19 protein-coding genes are annotated in these 17,558 nt (G+C 72.4%); 8 read left to right on the plus strand and 11 right to left on the minus strand.

The window, feature by feature from the left end:
* Positions 1–4: 4 nt before the first annotated feature.
* Positions 5–1,825, minus strand: a complete 1,821-nt coding sequence (mutL, locus tag ACOOE8_RS06810; RefSeq protein WP_420394082.1) for a DNA mismatch repair endonuclease MutL — start codon at positions 1,823–1,825, stop codon at positions 5–7.
* Between the two features lie 152 nt (positions 1,826–1,977).
* Here mutL and ACOOE8_RS06815 point away from each other — a divergent pair, with 152 nt between their 5' ends.
* Together ACOOE8_RS06815 and ACOOE8_RS06820 are read left to right on the plus strand one after the other, a co-directional pair.
* Entirely contained in the window at positions 1,978–2,826 is an 849-nt protein-coding gene (locus tag ACOOE8_RS06815) for a TIGR01459 family HAD-type hydrolase (RefSeq protein ID WP_420394083.1), read from the plus strand.
* Positions 2,827–2,885: 59 nt separating this feature from the next.
* Entirely contained in the window at positions 2,886–3,812 is a 927-nt protein-coding gene (locus tag ACOOE8_RS06820; protein ID WP_420394647.1) for a bifunctional riboflavin kinase/FAD synthetase, read from the plus strand.
* Here the strand turns inward: ACOOE8_RS06820 and ACOOE8_RS06825 are convergent.
* From ACOOE8_RS06825 to coxB, 7 genes are all read right to left on the minus strand, one after another.
* Positions 3,802–4,563: an SURF1 family protein gene (locus ACOOE8_RS06825; protein WP_420394084.1), complete on the minus strand. Its 762-nt coding sequence runs from the start codon at positions 4,561–4,563 to the stop codon at positions 3,802–3,804. The two genes, ACOOE8_RS06820 and ACOOE8_RS06825, sit on opposite strands and share 11 nt — an antisense overlap.
* Positions 4,536–5,405, minus strand: coding sequence for a cytochrome c oxidase subunit 3 (locus ACOOE8_RS06830; RefSeq protein WP_420394085.1), 870 nt, complete (start codon positions 5,403–5,405; stop codon positions 4,536–4,538). The genes ACOOE8_RS06825 and ACOOE8_RS06830 overlap by 28 nt, the downstream gene beginning before the upstream one ends.
* Positions 5,406–5,523: 118 nt before the next feature.
* Positions 5,524–6,084: a cytochrome c oxidase assembly protein gene (locus tag ACOOE8_RS06835; RefSeq protein ID WP_420394086.1), complete on the minus strand. Its 561-nt coding sequence runs from the start codon at positions 6,082–6,084 to the stop codon at positions 5,524–5,526.
* Complete coding sequence (locus ACOOE8_RS06840; RefSeq protein ID WP_420394087.1) at positions 6,081–6,233, minus strand: hypothetical protein; 153 nt, start codon at positions 6,231–6,233, stop codon at positions 6,081–6,083. Before ACOOE8_RS06840 ends, ACOOE8_RS06835 begins: the two co-directional genes overlap by 4 nt.
* Positions 6,233–7,144: a heme o synthase gene (locus ACOOE8_RS06845; RefSeq protein ID WP_420394088.1), complete on the minus strand. Its 912-nt coding sequence runs from the start codon at positions 7,142–7,144 to the stop codon at positions 6,233–6,235. The genes ACOOE8_RS06840 and ACOOE8_RS06845 overlap by 1 nt, the downstream gene beginning before the upstream one ends.
* Positions 7,145–7,246: 102 nt before the next feature.
* Positions 7,247–8,842, minus strand: a complete 1,596-nt coding sequence (gene ctaD / locus ACOOE8_RS06850) for a cytochrome c oxidase subunit I (protein WP_420394089.1) — start codon at positions 8,840–8,842, stop codon at positions 7,247–7,249.
* Positions 8,843–8,987: 145 nt separating this feature from the next.
* Positions 8,988–9,926, minus strand: a complete 939-nt coding sequence (gene coxB / locus ACOOE8_RS06855) for a cytochrome c oxidase subunit II (RefSeq protein ID WP_420394090.1) — start codon at positions 9,924–9,926, stop codon at positions 8,988–8,990.
* A 375-nt stretch (positions 9,927–10,301) separates the two neighbouring features.
* On the opposite strand from coxB, the gene ACOOE8_RS06860 reads away from it, so the two are divergent.
* From ACOOE8_RS06860 to ACOOE8_RS06885, 6 genes are all read left to right on the plus strand, one after another.
* Positions 10,302–11,306: an invasion associated locus B family protein gene (locus ACOOE8_RS06860; RefSeq protein ID WP_420394091.1), complete on the plus strand. Its 1,005-nt coding sequence runs from the start codon at positions 10,302–10,304 to the stop codon at positions 11,304–11,306.
* Between the two features lie 72 nt (positions 11,307–11,378).
* A complete protein-coding gene (locus ACOOE8_RS06865) occupies positions 11,379–12,794 on the plus strand; it encodes a TldD/PmbA family protein (protein WP_420394092.1) in 1,416 nt (471 codons plus the stop codon).
* Positions 12,795–12,807: 13 nt separating this feature from the next.
* Entirely contained in the window at positions 12,808–13,590 is a 783-nt protein-coding gene (locus tag ACOOE8_RS06870) for an alpha/beta fold hydrolase (protein WP_420394093.1), read from the plus strand.
* A 104-nt stretch (positions 13,591–13,694) separates the two neighbouring features.
* The gene (locus tag ACOOE8_RS06875; protein ID WP_420394094.1) at positions 13,695–14,057 is read left to right on the plus strand and encodes a DUF2237 family protein; all 363 of its coding nucleotides are present in this window, start codon (positions 13,695–13,697) and stop codon (positions 14,055–14,057) included.
* Positions 14,058–14,109: 52 nt separating this feature from the next.
* Complete coding sequence (locus tag ACOOE8_RS06880; protein ID WP_420394095.1) at positions 14,110–14,841, plus strand: aldolase; 732 nt, start codon at positions 14,110–14,112, stop codon at positions 14,839–14,841.
* A complete protein-coding gene (locus tag ACOOE8_RS06885; RefSeq protein ID WP_420394096.1) occupies positions 14,838–15,062 on the plus strand; it encodes a DUF2093 domain-containing protein in 225 nt (74 codons plus the stop codon). The genes ACOOE8_RS06880 and ACOOE8_RS06885 overlap by 4 nt, the downstream gene beginning before the upstream one ends.
* Here ACOOE8_RS06885 and lpxK read toward each other — a convergent pair.
* Genes lpxK through ACOOE8_RS06900 form a run of 3 tightly spaced genes read right to left on the minus strand, consistent with a single transcriptional unit; the run spans position 15,043 to position 17,518 of the window.
* Positions 15,043–16,026, minus strand: coding sequence for a tetraacyldisaccharide 4'-kinase (gene lpxK / locus ACOOE8_RS06890; protein WP_420394648.1), 984 nt, complete (start codon positions 16,024–16,026; stop codon positions 15,043–15,045). The genes ACOOE8_RS06885 and lpxK overlap by 20 nt on opposite strands.
* Complete coding sequence (locus ACOOE8_RS06895; protein ID WP_420394097.1) at positions 16,023–17,273, minus strand: 3-deoxy-D-manno-octulosonic acid transferase; 1,251 nt, start codon at positions 17,271–17,273, stop codon at positions 16,023–16,025. The genes lpxK and ACOOE8_RS06895 overlap by 4 nt, the downstream gene beginning before the upstream one ends.
* Positions 17,270–17,518 (minus strand): DUF4170 domain-containing protein, encoded by a 249-nt coding sequence (locus tag ACOOE8_RS06900; protein ID WP_420394098.1) that lies wholly within the window; start codon positions 17,516–17,518, stop codon positions 17,270–17,272. Before ACOOE8_RS06900 ends, ACOOE8_RS06895 begins: the two co-directional genes overlap by 4 nt.
* Between the last annotated feature and the right edge of the window lie 40 nt (positions 17,519–17,558).

The following is a 17,558-nucleotide window of genomic DNA, read 5'->3' on the forward strand; positions in this document are numbered from 1 at the left end:
CGGCTCAGCGGCGGGCGAACAGGCGCTCGATGTCAGCGAGCGACAGGCTGACGAACGTCGGACGCCCGTGGTTGCACTCCCCGCCCGACGGCGTCGCCTCGATCCGGCGCAGCAGCGCGTTCATCTCGTCGACCTTGAGGGCGCGGCCCGAGCGCACCGAGCCGTGGCACGCCAGCGTGGCGGCGACCCGGTCGAGCCGCGCCTGCACCGCCTCCGACGCGCCCCACGCCGCGACCTCGTCGGCGAGCGTGCGCACGAGGCGCGCCACGTCGAAGGTGCCAAGGACGGCCGGCGTTGCCCGCACCACCACCGCGCCCGGACCGAACGGCTCCAGCACGAGGCCGAACGCGGCGAGCCGCTCGGCCTCGGCGGCGAGCTGGTCGACGTCCTCGGCCGCAAGCTCCACCACCTCAGGGATGAGGAGCCCCTGGGACGGCGGCGTGCGCGAGGCGGCCGCCGCCTTCAGCGCCTCGTAGACGATGCGTTCGTGCCCGGCGTGCTGGTCCACGAGGACGAGGCCGTCCTCGGTCTGCGCCACGATGTAGTTGCCGTGGACCTGCGCCACCGCGGCGCCGAGGGGGAACGCTGCGTCCTCCGCGGACGTGAGGGACGGCGCGCGCGCCGCGGGGGGCAACTCGGGGGAGGGGCGGGGCCGCAGCGGCACCACCCGCGCGGTCGAGGGACGCGTGTGGACGAACGGCGCCGCGGCCTCGGCGAGCCCCTCGGGGACGTCGCGGCTCGGGCTGAACGCCGAGCGCGCCAGCGCCGAGACCGCCGCCTCGGCGATGGACCGCGCCCCCCTCGGCGCCGCGGACGCCAGCGCCCGACGGATCGACGACACGATGGCGCCGCGCACCGCCTGGGCGTCGCGGAACCTCACGTCCGACTTCGCAGGGTGGACGTTGACGTCGACGGCGGCGGGGTCGACCGCGATCCAGACGACGGCCATCGGGTGGCGGTCGCGGGCCAGCACGTCCTGGTAGCCCGCGCGGATCGCCTGGCCGACCAGCCGGTCGCGCACCACGCGGCCGTTGACGAAGGCGTGCGTGTCCTGGGCGGTGGCGCGGCCCTCGGTGGGCCGACCCAGGCGTCCGGTGAGGCGGAGCCCATCCCGCTCCGCTGCGAGGTGGATCGCCTCGTCGCCGAACGGGGCGCCGAGGACGTCGCGCACCCGCTCGTCCGCGCTGCCCGCCGCCCATTCCCGCGTCCTGCCGTTCTGGACGAGGGTGAACGCCACGTGGGGCGCCGACAGCGCGATGCGGCGCACGGTGTCGGCGACGGCCGCCGCCTCGGCGCCCTCCGACTTCATGAACTTCAGCCGCGCCGGCGTCGCATGGAAGAGGTCGCGCACCTCAACGGTGGTGCCCGTCGCGCGCGAGGCGGGCCGTACGGGCCCGGCGCGGCCGCCGTCCACGGTGATGGCCGCACCACCGTCGTCGTCCGTGTGGCGCGTGGTGAGCGTCAGCCGCGCCACGGCGCCGATGGAGGGGAGCGCCTCGCCGCGGAAGCCCATGGTGCGGATCGCGGCAAGGTCCGCCGCGGTGGCGAGCTTGGAGGTGCAGTGCCGCTCCACCGCAAGGGCGAGCTCGTCGGCGCGGATGCCGTGCCCGTCGTCGGCGACGCGGATCAGCGCCGTCCCCGCCGCCTCGGTGGTGACGGTGATCCAACTCGCGCCCGCGTCGAGGGCGTTCTCCACGAGCTCCTTGACGACGCTCGCAGGGCGCTCGACGACCTCGCCGGCGGCGATCTTGTCGACCAGGCGGTCGTCGAGCCGGCGCACCGCCGCCGCACGCCGCGCCTCGCCGCCCCTCGCCGCCTCGCCCACAGGCTCCCCTTCCGACACCCGCGCAACGCGCGCCCGCCAGCGGGTCTATGACGCGTGGCCGGTTTGCGCTAGGCCAGCCCGGCGGGACAGCGCCGCCGTGCGCGCCCGCGCCCGACCCGTCCACAGTTCGTCGCCCCGAAGGGGTTCCGTCCATGCCGCCTTCGCCGCTGTCCGGCCTGTCCGCCATCGCCGGCGACTACGAGGCGATCCTGTGCGACGTCTGGGGCGTCGTCCACGACGGCCTGTCACCCCACGAGGCGGCCACCGACGCCCTCCGGCGCTTCCGCGAGCGCGGGCCGGTGATCCTGATGACCAACGCGCCGCGCCCATCGGGCGCCGTCGCCGAGCAGCTCGCGGCCATCGGAACGCCCCGCGAGGCGTTCGACGCCATCGTCTCCTCCGGCGACGTGGTGCGCCGTCACCTCGTCGAGGCCGGTGCCGAGCGCGTGCTCCACGTCGGCGCGGATCGCGACCTCGGGCTCTACGCCGACGGGATGGCGCTCGTCGACGGCGTGGACCGCGCCGACATGGTGGTGCTCGCCGGCCTCGTCGACGACAAGACCGAGACGCCGGACGACTACCGTGCGCTGATGGACGAGGTCGCGGCGAGCGGCCTGCCCGTCGTCTGCGCCAACCCTGACATCGTCGTGGAGCGCGGCGATCGCCTCGTCCACTGCGCCGGCGCGCTCGCCGCGCTGGTGGAGGCGGCGGGCGGGACGGTGCGCCAGTTCGGCAAGCCGCACCCGCCGATCTACCGCGCCGCCCTCGCCGCAGTGGCGGAGCGGGCGCCGTCCGCGACGCGCGTCCTCGTCATCGGCGACGGGTTGCCCACCGACATCCGTGGCGCGGACAACGAGGGGCTTGACGCGCTCTTCGTCACCGGCGGCATCCACGCCGAGGACTTCGGCGATCCCGGCGCTCCGGACGCGGCGAAGGTGGCGGAGCGGCTCGCCCGCGAGGGGCTGTCGGTGGCGCACTACGCCCCACGGCTGGCGTGGTGAGCACCCTCGCCGCCGCCTCGACCGGACGCGACGACCCGCGCGAAGCGCGCCCGGTTGCGATGGACGAGCTGCCGGAAGTCCTGTGCGGCGGCACGGTCGCCATCGGCAACTTCGACGGCGTCCACCGCGGCCACCAGGCCGTCCTCGCCCGGGCGCTGGAGCGGCTTCGCCCGGTGGTCGCGCTGACGTTCGAGCCCCATCCGCGAACCTTCTTCTCCGGCCGCCCGCTCTTCCGGCTGACGTCCGCCGGGGAGAAGGCGCGCGTCATCGCCGCGCTGGGTCTCGACGCCACGGTGGTGGTCCCGTTCGACGCGTCGCTCGCAGCGCTGTCGGCCGAGGCCTTCATGGCGGACGTCCTCGCCGGCCGCTTCGGCGCGCGCGCGGTGGTGGTCGGCCACGACTTCTCGTTCGGAGCCAAGCGGCGCGGCGACGGCGCGATGCTGGCGCGCGAGGGGCCGGCGCTCGGCTTCGCCACGCACGTCGTGCGGGCGTTCGCCGACGACGGCGTCGTCTCCTCCACCCGCATCCGCGACCACCTCGCGGAGGGCGACCTCGGGCGGGCGGCGGCCCTCCTCGGCCGGCGCTACGCCGTCACCGGGGAGGTGGTGCACGGCGAAAAGCGCGGCCGGCAGATGGGCTACCCGACGGCCAACCAGGGGCTCGCCCCGGCGAACGGACTGCGCCACGGCATCTACGCCGTCCGGGCGATGGTGGATGGCACGTGGCACGACGGCGTCGCAAGCTTCGGGCGGCGGCCGACCTTCGACAACGGCGCACCGCTCCTCGAGACGTTCCTGTTCGACTGGTCCGGCGACCTCTACGGACGCACGATGCGCGTCGCCCTGGAGCGCTTCCTGCGCCCCGAGCTGAGGTTCGACGGCATGGATGCCCTGATGAGGCAGATGGACGCCGACAGCCTCGACGCCCGCGCGGCGCTCGCCGACGCCGCGCCGATGTCGGACGTCGACCGCGCGCTCAACTTCTGACCGACCGGCGGCGCACGAGCGCGACGCCAACCACCCCGACGAGCGCGGCGGCGAGGCCGTACCAGGTCAGCGCATACTGCAGGTGGTTGTTGGTGAAGCTTACCCGGCTCTCGCCCGCCTGGGGCAGTCCGCCCGCCGGCGTCTCCTCGGCGACGAGGTCGACCTGGTAGGGCGCGACGGGACCCGACACGCCGAGCGCCCGCGCGATCGCGTCGATGTGGCGGGCGTAGAACAGGTTCCGTGCAAGGTCCGGCTCGGGGGTCGCGAAGCTCGGCGGGTCGTCGGGCCGCACCAGTCCTTCGACGGTGACGACACCCGCCGGCGGCGACGCGCCCACGGCGCCATCCGGCACGAAGCCGCGGTTGACGAGGACGGTCCACCCCTCCGCGGTGACGAACGGGGCCATCGTCATGGCGCCGGGCCCACCCACCGGTCCGCGTGGTTCGGTGAGCGCGATCCACACGGACGCGTCGCCTTCACCGAACCGGCCGGCAAGTCGGACGCGGCGGTACTGCCAGTCCACGATGGCGAGGTCGTCCCAGGTCGTGGGACCGGGCGCCGGCACGGGCGCAGCGTTCGGGCGCTCCTGCGCCGCCGCGACCAGCTCCTCCTTCCAGGCGAGGCGCTCGAGCTGCCAGGTGCCCAGGCCGACGAGGATCGCGAACGCTGCGAGGATGACGACGCCGAGGAGCGCGCGGCGCAGCACGGCGCCGCGGCCGCCCGTCAGTGCGTGACCGGGCTCGCGCCCCACACGTAGATCGCGATGAACAGGAACAGCCAGACGACGTCGACGAAGTGCCAGTACCAGGCGGCCGCCTCGAAGCCGAAGTGGCGCTGCGCCGTGAACTGCTGCTGATACGCCCGCCACAGGCACACCGCCAGGAACACGGTGCCGACGAACACGTGGAAGCCGTGGAAGCCGGTCGCCATGAAGAACGGCCCGCCGTAGATCGAGCCGGAGAACGAGAAGGTGGCGTGGGTGTACTCGTAGACCTGCACGACGGAGAACAGCGCCCCGAGGCCGACCGTCGCCACGAGCCCCCACAGGACGCCCTCGCGATCGTTCTCGAGCAGCGCGTGGTGCGCCCAGGTCACCGTCGTCCCCGACAGCAGGAGGATGAGCGTGTTGAACAGCGGCAGGTGGAACGGGTCGAACGTCTCGATGGCCTCCGGCGGCCACACGCCACCGGTCTGCTCGAGCCGTGCCGGCTGGTGGATGACGTCGGGGAACAACGCGACGTCGAAGTAGGCCCAGAACCAAGCGACGAAGAACATCACCTCCGACGCGATGAACAGGATCATCCCGTAGCGCAGGTGCAGCTTCACCACCGGCGTGTGGTCGCCGCGCAGGGACTCGCGCGTCGTGTCGGTCCACCAGCCGATCATCGTGGTGACGACGATGGCAAGCCCGACGGCGAAGAGACCGTAGCCGGCGACGTCGACGCCGCCGACCTCGAGCGAGGAGCCGGAGTTCCAGCGCATCAACGCGACGGCGCCGAACATCATCACGAAGGCGCCGACCGACCCGACGATGGGCCAGGGGCTCGGGTCGAGGATGTGGTAGTCGTGGTTCGGCTTGGCGGCGCCTGCCATGGGTGTCCCTCTCCGCAGCGCAGTGTGTCGTGGATACGTTGCCGGTCGCGTGCGCCCGAAGGCGCTCCAACTTCCCGCGACGCGCCCTGGTGCCACAGCCCGGCGTCGCGGTGAAGCCTCAGCCTGCCCCCGTCCCGCGAGCCTTGTAGAACGTGTAGGACAGCGTGATGACGCTCACTCCGTCGGCGTCGGCGTCCTCGGCGAACTCAGGGTCCACGTAGAACACCACCGGCATCCTGCGCGTCTCGTTCGCGCCGAGGGGCTGAGCCTCGAAGCAGAAGCAGTCGATCTTGGTAAAGTAGCCGCCGCCCTGGAACGGCGTCACGTTGAACACCGAGGAGCCGACGGTCCGCTCGTCCGTGAGGTTGGTCACGTCGTAGTGCGCGGTGACGACCTCGCCGACCCGCACGGTCATCTTGCGCTGGACGGGACGGAACTCCCACGGCAGCTCGGGCTGGACGTTGGCGTCGAAGCGGATGGTGACCTCGCGCTCGCCGACCTCGAGCCCAGGCACCACGTCCACGGTGGCAAGGGACGGCGTCCCGTCGAACCCGGTCACGCGGCAGAACAGGTCGTAGAGCGGCACGGAGGCGAACGCCGCGCCGACCATGACGCAGACGAACAGCGCGCAGGCGGCAGCGACCCTGACGTGGCGCGACGGCGTCGGGGTGGAGGTCATGACACGGCTCCCGAGCTCGACCCCAGTTGGATGATGGTGATGATGTAGAACACGACGGCGAGGGCGACGAGCGCCGCCCCGATGGCGAGGGAGCGCTGCCGCTGGCGTCGCCGGCGCTCGGCGTCCGCGGGGATGCGCCGCTCGGCCATCACAGCATCCCCCTTAGAAGGTGGTCGGCGACCAGCGCTCCGAACAGCGCGAACAGGTAGAGGATGGAGACGCCGAACACGCGCCCGGCCGCGGCGCGCTCGGCGTCCAAGCCGGCCCGATGGAGCGCGACGGCGCGGTGGACGAGCCAGCCGCCGAGCCCGGCGGCGACGACGGCGTAGCCGAGGCTCGCAAAGCCGAGCGCGGCGGGGAGGACGCCGGCGAACGCCGTGAGCACGGCGTAGGCAAGGACGTGCGCGCTCGTCGTGCGTCGGCTGGCGACGACGGGCAGCATGGGGACGCGCGCCCTCGCGTAGTCGTCGCGCTTCAAGATGGCGAGCGCCCAGAAGTGCGCAGGCGTCCACAGGAGGATGATCGCGAACAGCACCATCGGCTCCAACGTGACGTCGCCGGTGATGGCCGCCCAGCCGACCACGGGCGGCAGCGCCCCGGCGGCGCCGCCGATGACGATATTCTGTGCCGTCCGCCGCTTCAGCCACATGGTGTAGACGACGACGTAGAACGCGATGGTGAGGGCAAGGAGCGCGCCCGCCGCCCAGTTGGTCGCGAGGGCGAGGAGGATCACCGAGCCCGCGGCGAGGACGGTGCCGAAGCCGAGGGCCGCCTCGCGCGTCACCCGGCCCGACGGCACGGGGCGGCTCGCGGTGCGCGACATCACCGCGTCGATGTCCGCGTCGAGCCCCATGTTGAGGGCGCCCGATGCGCCGGCCCCCACCGCGATGGCGAGGAGGGCGACGAGCGCGAGGACCGGGTGCATGCCACCGGGGGCCAACACGATCCCCGCGAAGGCGGTGAAGACGACGAGCGACATCACGCGCGGCTTCAAGAGGTCCACGTAATCCCGTGGACCCGCTCCCACCATGACCAACGTCTCGCCGTCCCGCACCGTCATCGCGTCGTCCCGTCCTTCGTTCTCAAGCGCCGTTCGGCCGTCGCCCCAGGGCCGCCGCACGCCCTAGGACGCCGACGACCGTCGCTGCAACCTGCCGCCGCCTCAGCGCACGTGCGGCAGCGTCTCGAACTGGTGGTAGGGCGGCGGAGAGGACAGCGTCCACTCGAGCGTGGTCGCACCCACCCCCCAAGGATTGTCCGCCGCCTTCCGGTTGCGCACGACGGCGTCGACCACCTTCCAGATGAACACCACCATGGCAGCGAGGGTGATGTAGGCACCGATGGACGACACGAGGTTCCAGCCACCGAACGCGTCGGGATAATCCACGTACCGCCGCGGCATGCCCTGCAGTCCGAGGAAGTGGTGCGGGAAGAAGACAACGTTGACGCCGATGAACATCAGCCAGAAGTGCAGCTTGCCGAGCACCTCGTTGTAGGTGTGCCCGAAGATCTTCGGGTACCAGTAGTACCAGCCTGCGAAGATCGCGAACACGGCACCCATCGACAGGACATAGTGGAAGTGCGCCACGACGTAGTAGGTATCCTGGAAGGCCCGGTCGAGGCCGGCGTTGGCGAGCTGCACACCGGTGATGCCGCCGACGGTGAACAGGAAGATGAAGCCGAACGCCCACAGCATGGGCGTCTTGAACTCCACCGAGCCGCCCCACATCGTCGCGATCCAGGAGAACACCTTGATGCCCGTGGGCACCGCGATGACGAGGGTCGCGAAGGTGAAGTACGCCTGCGTGTCGGGCGACAGGCCGGTGGTGTACATGTGGTGCGCCCACACGACGAAGCCGACGACGCCGATCGCCACCATGGCGTAGGCCATCCCAAGGTAGCCGAACACCGGCTTTTTGGAGAACGTCGCCACCACGTGGCTGATCATGCCGAAGCCCGGCAGGATCAGGATGTAGACCTCAGGGTGCCCGAAGAACCAGAATAGGTGCTGGAACAGCACCGGATCGCCGCCGTCCGCCGGGTCGAAGAACGCGGTGCCGAAGTTGCGGTCGGTGAGCAGCATGGTGATCGCGCCGGCGAGCACCGGGAGCGACAGGAGCAGGAGGAACGCGGTCACGAGCTGCGACCACACGAACAGCGGCATCTTGTGCAGCGTCATGCCGGGCGCGCGCATGTTGAAGATCGTCGTGATGAAGTTGATCGCGCCAAGGATCGAGGCCGCGCCCGCCACGTGCAGGGACAGGATGGCGAAGTCCATCGCAGGTCCCGGGTTCCCCGTGGTCGACAGCGGCGGGTAGATCGTCCAGCCCCCCCCGAACCCGTCACCGCCGGCAGGGCCCGGCAGGAACAGCGAGGTGATGAGCAGCAGGAAGCTCGCCACCAGCAGCCAGAACGACATGTTGTTCATGCGCGGGAACGCCATGTCGGGCGCGCCGATCATGATCGGCACGAACCAGTTGCCGAACCCGCCGATCATCGCCGGCATCACCATGAAGAAGACCATGACGAGGCCATGGCTCGTGGTGAACACGTTGTACATGTGCGGGTTCTGGAAGATCTGCAGGCCCGGCTCCTGCAGCTCCATGCGCATCGCCACGGACAACCCGAAGCCGACGAAGCCCGCGAAGATTGAGAACAGCAGGTAGAGCGTCCCGATGTCCTTGTGGTTGGTCGAAAACAACCAACGCTTCAGCCCTGTCGGGTGATCGTGTGCGTGGTCCGCCGCCGCGTAGGCCATCAGCCTTCTCCCACCGTGTATGGGGCAAGCCCCACCATCATTGCTTTAGCCTCGTCGGGCCGACGCTCGGCCCACGACCGTTCTGTTCGAAGCGCTCGCGGCGAAGGCGCCCGTGCGCGGTCGCCACCGTCGAGGCGATCCACCCCTAACGCGAGGCGACCTCAGGGCCACCATCCACGAGGTCGTTGCGCTCTGCGTGCCAGCGGATGAGCTGGTCCTGTGCCGCGTCGAGGTCGTCCACCGCCAGCGCCGCCCACTCCTCGAAGCGCTCCGGCTCGAGGACGTGGACCTCGAGGGGCATGAAGGCGTGGCTCCGACCGCACAGCTCGGAGCACTGCCCGTAGTACACCCCCGGCGCGGTCGCCCGAAACCACGTCTCGTTGAGCCGGCCGCCGACCGCGTCCGCCTTGATGCCGAAGGCGGGCACCGCGACCGCGTGGTTGACGTCCTCGGACGTCGTCAGGACGTGGACGACCGCGTCCACGGGAACGACGAGCGGGTAGTCCGTGGCGAGGAGGCGCGGCGCCTCCGCGTCCGCGAGGTTGTACGTCTCGATCCGCTCGCGCCGCTGGTCCTCGTTCAGCATGTTGGAGGAAATCATCGGCAGCGCCTCGAGCTCCTCGTCCATGTAATCGTAGTTCCAAAACCACTGCTTGCCGATGGCCTTCACCGTGAGGTCCGGCTCGGGGATGGTGGTCTGGTTGTAGAGGAGGCGGAAGGAGGGAAACGCGATCACGACGAGGATGAGGACCGGCACGATGGTCCAGATCACCTCGATCACCGTGTTGTGCGACGTGGTCGACGGCGTCGGGTTGCGGTGCGCCCTGTAGCGCACGACCACGGCGACGAGCAGCCCGAACACCGTCATTGTGACGAGGAAGAGGATGCCGCGCGAGTAAATCTCGAACCAGGCGATCTGGCCCATGATCTCCGTCGCAGGCTCCTGAAAGAACATCCCCCACGGCGATGGCTGCGCCGCGACCGCGCCCGTCGCGCCGCCTAGCGACAAAGCTGCCATCACGACGCCGACGACGGCGAACCATGCCCCCACCGTACGCCGGCCCCCTGCGATCGCCCTTGCCATCCTTCAGCCCCATCCAAGGTCGTTGGGTTGTCACCGACCGCAGGTCCGGTCCGCATCGGGCCGCCGCGCATTTCGGTACGTCCAGAAACTTAGCAACGCCCCGCCGACGCGTCCACACGCGACCGAGGGGTGGAGCCAAGGCGCAACGCCGCACCGTGCCTCCACTCCGTGCTTCTCCTAATCCGTCGCGCCGCTCATGGCCACAGGCTTGCCACGGCAGCCTTACAACGGAAGGTGATCCGCGACCCGGGCGCCGGCAAGGATCGGCGAGCTCGGTGGGCTGGTTCGCAGGATCTGCCGCCTGATGGGCAATCCTTGCCCCTGGGAGCGTGATGAAGCTGTGCTAAGGACGAGGCACGACAAGGACTGTTGCGTATGGCCCTGCTCCGGACGTCCCTCCTCCTCGCCGCGTTCGCCATCGCCGCGCTCGCGGTGCCGCCGCCGGCGGCGGCGCAGGGGCGCATCGTCGCGCGCCACGGCGACTGGCAGATCCGCTGCGACCGCGACGTCGGGGCACCCGGCGAGCAGTGCGCGCTGATCCAGAACGTCCAGGCTCAGGACCGGGCCAACGTGTCGCTCAGCGTGCTCTTCCTGCGCACCGCGGACCAGCAGGTCCAGATCCTGCGGGTGCTTGCCCCGCTCGGCGTCCTGCTGCCCCCTGGGCTCGGCCTGTCCATCGATGGGAACGAGGTCGGCCTCGCCGGCTTCGTGCGCTGCCTGACGTCCGGCTGCGTCGCGGAGGTGCAGCTCGACGACGGCCTCATCCAGCGCTTCCAGGCGGGTGAGACGGCAACCTTCTCGATCTTCCAGACGCCGGAGGAGGGGATCGGCATCCCGATCTCGCTGGACGGCTTCGGCGAGGGCTTCGCCGCGCTGGAGGACCCTCCCACGGACACCCTCGCCGCCGACCTCGACGTGCCGCGTGCCCCCATCGAGGCGGACACCCGCGTGGTGGAGCGCCCCGGCGGGCCTGAGGCCGTCGCCTTCGCCCCCCAGGTGGACGAGCGCAGCCCACTCGACCGCCTGCTGGAGGACGAGCTGTTCCCCTACGCCGCCGGCGTGGTCGCTGCCGTCCTCCTCCTCATCGTCCTCGCCCTGGTCCTCTGGGGTCGGCGTCGCGGCCGACGGCAGGCGACAGCCAAGGTCGAGCCTGTGACGCAGCGCGCCGCGCCAGCCGAGGAGCTGCGCAGCGAGCCCGTGCCGCCGGCGCGGCCGAGCGCCGTAGACCGCGCGGAGGCCGCCCCCGAGGAAGGCGCTCCGGGCGGGCGGGCGACGCCGCGGCTCGCCCCGCCGGTGGAGCCACGACGGGAGGCGCCGGACGACGGACCGCGCCCCATCCGTTCGCCCGCCCCACGCACGCGCCAACCCCGCTCGTCGTGAGGCGCTGCCGGACCGCGGTTGCCGTGCGCCGGGCGTCACGCCACGTGGGGTGCACCAAGTGAGGACGCATCCATGACGCACTCCCTTTTCGACCGGCACGGCCTCGACGCCTCCCGCGCCGAGGCGATCGTCGCGGACGCCCTCTCCGGCGTCGACGACGGCGAGCTCTTCCTTGAGCACCGCACGTCCGAGACGCTCGTGTTCGACGACGGGCGCATGAAGTCGGCGGCGTTCGACGTGTCGGACGGCTTCGGCCTGCGCGCCGTCGCCGGCGAGGCGGTCGCCGTCGCGCACGCCTCGGACGTGTCGGAGGCGGCGCTGCGCCGCGCCGCGGACGCGGTGTCCGTGGTGGCGCGCAACCGCGAAGGGACGCTCGACGTCGCGCCCGCCGGCACCAACCGCCGGCTCTACGCCGACATCGACCCCATCGAGGCGCCTGATTTTGCCGAGAAGGCCGCGCTGCTCGCCGCCATCGACGCCTACGCTCGCGGGCGCGACCCTCGGGTGCGGCAGGTGTCCGTCTCCCTCGCCGCCGAGCGGCAGGAGGTCGCGATCCTGCGGCCGGACGGACAGCTCATCACCGACCGCCGTCCCCTCGTGCGGTTCAACGTCACGGTCATGGTCGGCGACGGCACGCGGATGGAGACGGGCACCACCGGAGCCGGCGGCCGGGAGCCCTACGCCCGCTTCATCGCCGACGGGACCTGGCAGGCCGCCGTCGACGAGGCGCTGCGCCGCGCCCTCGTCAACCTCGACGCGGCACCGGCGCCCGCCGGCACCTTCGACGTGGTGCTTGGCCCGGGCTGGCCCGGCATCCTCTTGCACGAGGCGGTGGGCCACGGCCTGGAGGGCGACTTCAATCGGCGCCGCACGAGCGCGTTCGCCGGCCTGATGGGCGAGCGGGTCGCCGCGCCCGGTGTCACCGTGGTGGACGACGGCACGCGGCCCGACCGGCGCGGCTCGCTCACCGTGGACGACGAGGGCACGCCGACCAACGAGACCGTGCTCATCGAGGATGGCAGGCTCGTCCAGTACATGCAGGACCGGCAGAACGCCCGGCTCATGGGGATGACCCCCACGGGCAACGGGCGTCGCCAGTCCTACGCCCACACCATCATGCCGCGCATGACGAACACCGTGATGAAAAGCGGCGACCAAAACCCCGAGGAGATCCGCGCCGGCGTCAAGGACGGGCTCTACATGGTGGCGTTCGGCGGCGGGCAGGTGGACATCACGAGCGGCAAGTTCGTGTTCTCGTGCACCGAGGGGTATCGCCTGCGCGACGGCAAGGTCGCCGAGCCCGTGCGCGGCGCGATGCTGATCGGCAACGGGCCGGACGCGCTGACCCGGATCGCCGCCGTCGGCAACGACATGGCGCTCGACGACGGCGTCGGGACCTGCGGCAAGGCGGGCCAGTGGGTCCCCGTCGGCGTCGGGCAGCCGACGATCCGCATCAACGCCATGACGGTGGGCGGGACCGAGGCCTGAGGACGCTCCGCGCATGAGCGTGCGCCTGGCGCTCGCGGGCAACGTCCTGGTGCGCCGGCTCGGCCGGCCCGGCGGCGCGCCCGTCCTCGCGCTCCACGGGTTCGGCGACGACGGGCGCGTGTTCGCCCCGCTCGCCGCGCAGGACCTCGGCCCGCTGGAGATCCTCGCGCCGGACCTGCCCGGGTCCGGCGCCTCGCCACCCATCGCCGAACCCACCATCGCCGGCCTTGCGGAGGCGGCCCGCAAGGTCGCCACCACCCTCGCCCCGGACCGGCGGATCGGCCTCCTGGCGCACTCCATCGGCGCGACCGTCGCCCTCGACCTCGTCGCCGCCGAGCCTGAGCGCGTCGCCGCGCTGATGTCGCTGGAGGGCAACCTCACCGCGGAGGACGCGTACCTTTCGGGTCGCGCCGCGGACCACGCCACCGCGGACGACTTCGTCACCGCGCTCGGCGGGCGGGCGTTCCACCGCGCAGCGGACGACCCGTCGCGACGGCGCTGGGCGGCCTCCTTCGCGCTGTGCGACCCCGCGACGGTCTGGGCGCTGGGGCGCGACGCGAAGCGCCGCAGCGAGGGCGACGCCTTCGGCCATGCCATGGCCGGCCTCGCCGCGCGGGGCCTGCCGACGCGCTACGTCTGGTCGCGCCGCACGGTGCCGGACGCGACGCGTGCCTTCCTCGAGGCCCACGACGTGCCGCACCACGAACTTCAGGACGTGACGCACACGATCACCGCCGACGCGCCCGGCCTCGCCGCGCCGCTGATCAGGGACTTCTTCGCGCCGCTGCTCGCGTGATCCGTCGGTTGTCGCTCCGCTTCAGCGCCATAGCTCAGGTCGACGCGCACGGCGCCAGCGGACGGCCGTCGCGGAGGTTTTGAGTGGCGTCCATGGAGGCGATCATGAGCCAGAACGTGCTGGGCGGTCCCCTGACGGTGTGCGGCTGCACGCCGATGACCGGGTACACCCGCTCCGGCTCCTGCGAGACGGGGTCCGACGACCCCGGCAGCCACACCGTCTGCGCGGTGGTCAGCGAGGAGTTCCTGTCGTTCACCGCCGGGCGTGGCAACGACCTTTCGACGCCGCGCTCCAGCTTCCCGGGCCTCTCGCCCGGCGACCGATGGTGCCTGTGCGCCTCGCGCTGGGAGGAGGCGCGCCTCGCAGGGGTCGCGCCGCCCGTGTTCCTCGAGGCGTGCCACGAGCGCGCGCTTGACGAGGTGGAGCTGGAGCACCTGAGGGCGCATGCCGTCGAACAGGCCGCGTGAGCGCCGACCTTCGGTGCTTGCGGCCGCCCCCGACTGGACCTAGCGTCCGCCCATGGACAGCACGCAACTCGACACCGCCCGAGACGATCTCGCCACGGCGCTCCGCGTCGCCGCGGCGATGGAGCTGAACGAGGGCATCTGCAACCACTTCTCGTTCGCCATGCCGGGCGGGGAGGAGCGCTACCTCATCAACCCGTACGGGGTGCACTGGTCGGAGATGCGGCCGGACCACCTCCTCCTCATCGACGGCGACGGCCGCGTGATCGACGGCGAGGGCGAGGTGGAGGCTACCGCGCGGCACATCCACGTGGCGGCGCATCGGGCGAACCCGCGCCACGCCGCGGTGATGCACACCCACATGCCGCATTGCACGGCCCTCACCATGGTCGAGGGCGGGCAGCTTGAGATGGCGCACCAGACCGCCTGCCGGTTCGCCGGACGCCTCGCCTACGTCGAGGCCTTCGGCGGCCTCGCGCTCGACGAGGAGGAGGGCGCGGCGATCGCCGCCTCCGCCCGGGCCGACGACGGGGCGGACGTCTTCTTCCTCGCCCACCACGGCGTCACGGTGTGCGGCCCCTCCGTCGCCGAGGCGTTCGACGACCTCTACTACCTGGAGCGTGCGGCCCGGCAGCAGGTGCTCGCCCAATCGACCGGGTTGCCGCTCAACATCATGCCACAAGAGGTCGTCGACCACACCGCACGGCAGATGCGTCAGGTCATGAAGGTGCAGGCGGATGAGCACTTCCGCGTGCTGAAGCGGCTCTACCCCGCGCCCACCCAGTGAACCGGCACGACCTCAGGGCCGGCGGACCCGGCGCAGAGGCCAAGCTGCGCTACCTCGACGGCGACTTCCAGGTCCTGTCGCCCGGAAGCTTCGTGCGCTGCGCGGTCACCGGCCGGCCGATCCCGCTCGCCGAGCTGCGCTACTGGAGCGTCGACGACCAGGAGGCCTACGCCGACGCGACTGCCGCGCACCAGGCCTTCGTCAGCCGCCGCGTCCGCTGAGCCGGCGTTCCACGACGCGGCGGACGGCCTCGACCAGCGCAGGATCGAGCACCGCGACCACGTCGACCACCGCGGCGACCTCGGCGAGGCGGCGCGCCAGCGGTCCGCCAGCGGCGAGGCGGACGACGTCCTTGCGGGTCGTGACGGGCTGCCCGGCGGAGGCGAGCAGGGCTCCGGCCTGACGCTCGGTGTAGGGCTGATGGTCGGCGAAGGCGCGCGTCGCCACGACGTCCGCGCCGAGTGCCGCGACGCTGGCGAAGAACTTGTCCGGCCGGCCGATGCCCGCGAACGCCGTGACGGACTGGCCTTCCAGCGCCACGTCGCACGACGCGCGAAGGTGGACGCGGAACGTCGGCAGGGGCAGCATTGGGAGCGGCGCGCGGTCCGGGTCGTCCCCCTCGACGACGACCACCGCATCGGCACGAGCCGCCTGGGCTCGCAGGGGCGCCCGCAGCGGGCCCGCCGGCGTGACCCTGCGGTTGCCGAGGCCCACCGTCGCGTCGATCAACAGCGCGGACCAGTCCTTGGCGAGCTGAGGGTTCTGGAACCCGTCGTCCATGACGACGACGTCGCCGTGGCGCGAGGCGAGGCGGCCGCCCGCCGCCCTGTCCGCCGACACAACGGTCGGCGCTGCGGCGGCGAGGAGGACCGCCTCGTCCCCCACCTCGCTGGCGTCGTGCCCCGCGACCAGGACGGGGCCGCGCATCGACCCGCCGTAGCCGCGGGTGAGGAAGACGGGTGAGCGGCCCACCTCGGCGAGGGTGCGGGCGACGGCGATGGCCACCGGCGTCTTGCCAGCGCCACCCACCGTCGGGTTGCCGATGCAGACGACCGGGATGGCGAGCCGCTCGCGCGGCGGCGCGGCCAGGCGGCGGGCTGCGACGGCGCCCACCGCCCAGCCGATGGGGGCCAGCGCAGCGGCGGCCGGCCCCGGCGCGGTCCACCAGAACGCCGGCGCCCTCAACCGGCGCCGTCGAGCCACGGTCCGAGCCGCGCCATGGTCCGCTCCACCGCGCCGCGCTCGGCCTCGAGCGTCCGGCGCGCCGCCGCGCCCATCGCGGCGCGCGCGCCGCGGTCGTCGAGGAGCTCCAGGACGGCGGCTGCGAGGCCGGACGCGTCCGCGACCACGCGCGCGGCGCCCCGGTCGAGGAAGGGCGCGAGCATGCTGCCGTGGGACGGTCCGGTGAGGATCGCCGCATCGTACGCCGCGGGTTCGCCCGGGTTGTGCCCGCCGCACGGCACCAGCGATCCGCCCAGGAAGACGACGTCGCAGGCGCTGTACAGCGTGCCGAGCTCGCCGAGCGTGTCGATCACGTGGATCGTCCCATCGGGCGGCTCGCCGCGGCTGCGGCGCGTGACCCGCCCCGCCGCCGCGGCGAGCTCGGCGACCGCGGCGCCGCGCTCTGGGTGCCGCGGCGCGATGAGGGTGAGCACGTCGGGCCGGACAGCGGCGATGCGCCGCTGCGCCTTGAGCACGACCTCCTCCTCCCCCGGGTGGGTGCTTGCCGCGAGCCACACGGGCCGATCGCCTACGGCACGGACGAGCTCGGCCACCGCGTGAGCGTCGGCCGGTGGCGGCTCGGCATCGAACTTGAGGTTCCCGGTGACCACCGCCTCGCGGGCGCCAAGGCTCGCGAAGCGCAGCGCCTGCATGCCGGACGGCGCGAGCGCCAGGTCGATGGTGCCGAACAGCGGCTTCGCGAGCCGCAGGCCCCGGCGCCACCGCGCGTATGATCGGTCCGACAGGCGCGCGTTGACGTGCGCGCGGGGGACGCCAAGCCGGGCGAGGGCGAACAGCGTCGTCGGCCACACCTCCGCCTCGACGAACACGGCGGCACGGGGTCGCCAGTGCGCCAGGAAGCGCTCGACGAAGGGCGGCGCGTCCAGCGGCGCGTACTGGTGGACGAGCCTCGGCGACAGCCTTGGGGCGACGCGCGCCGCCGCGCCTGGCGTCGCCGTGGTGAGGAGCACGGGCGAGGACGGCACCAGCCGTTCGGCGAGGGCGAGGCCCGCGACCGCCTCGCCGACGCTCACCGCGTGGAGCCACACCGGCGGCGCATCGAACGGGGCGTGCGAAGCCACACCCCGCTTCTCGGCCGTCCGCGCCGTGTCCTCCCGGCCGCGGGCGGCGCGGCGCGTGAGGTAGAGCGCCGCTAAGGGGGCGGCGAGGCGTCCGGCCGCGCCGTACAGCGGCCAGGGCGCCGCGCTCATGGGGCGCGGTCGGTCTCCGGATCGAGCAGGCGGTGGAGGTGCACGATGAAGTAGCGCATGTGGGCGTTGTCCACGGACTGCTGCGCCTTCGCCTGCCAGGCCCGATGGGCGGTCGCGTAGTTCGGATAGATCCCGACGATGTCGACCTTCGAGAGGTCGCGGAAGGTGATGCCCTTGAGGTCGGCGAGCTCGCCGCCCAGCACGAGGTGAAGGAGTTGCTTTTCGCTGCTCGCCGTCTCAGCCATCGTCGCAGTCCGTTGTCCTTCTCGAAGTTCGCGCTGGTGC

Origin of the sequence: Acuticoccus sp., assembly GCF_965213555.1 — a bacterium.
GTDB lineage: Bacteria > Pseudomonadota > Alphaproteobacteria > Rhizobiales > Amorphaceae > Acuticoccus.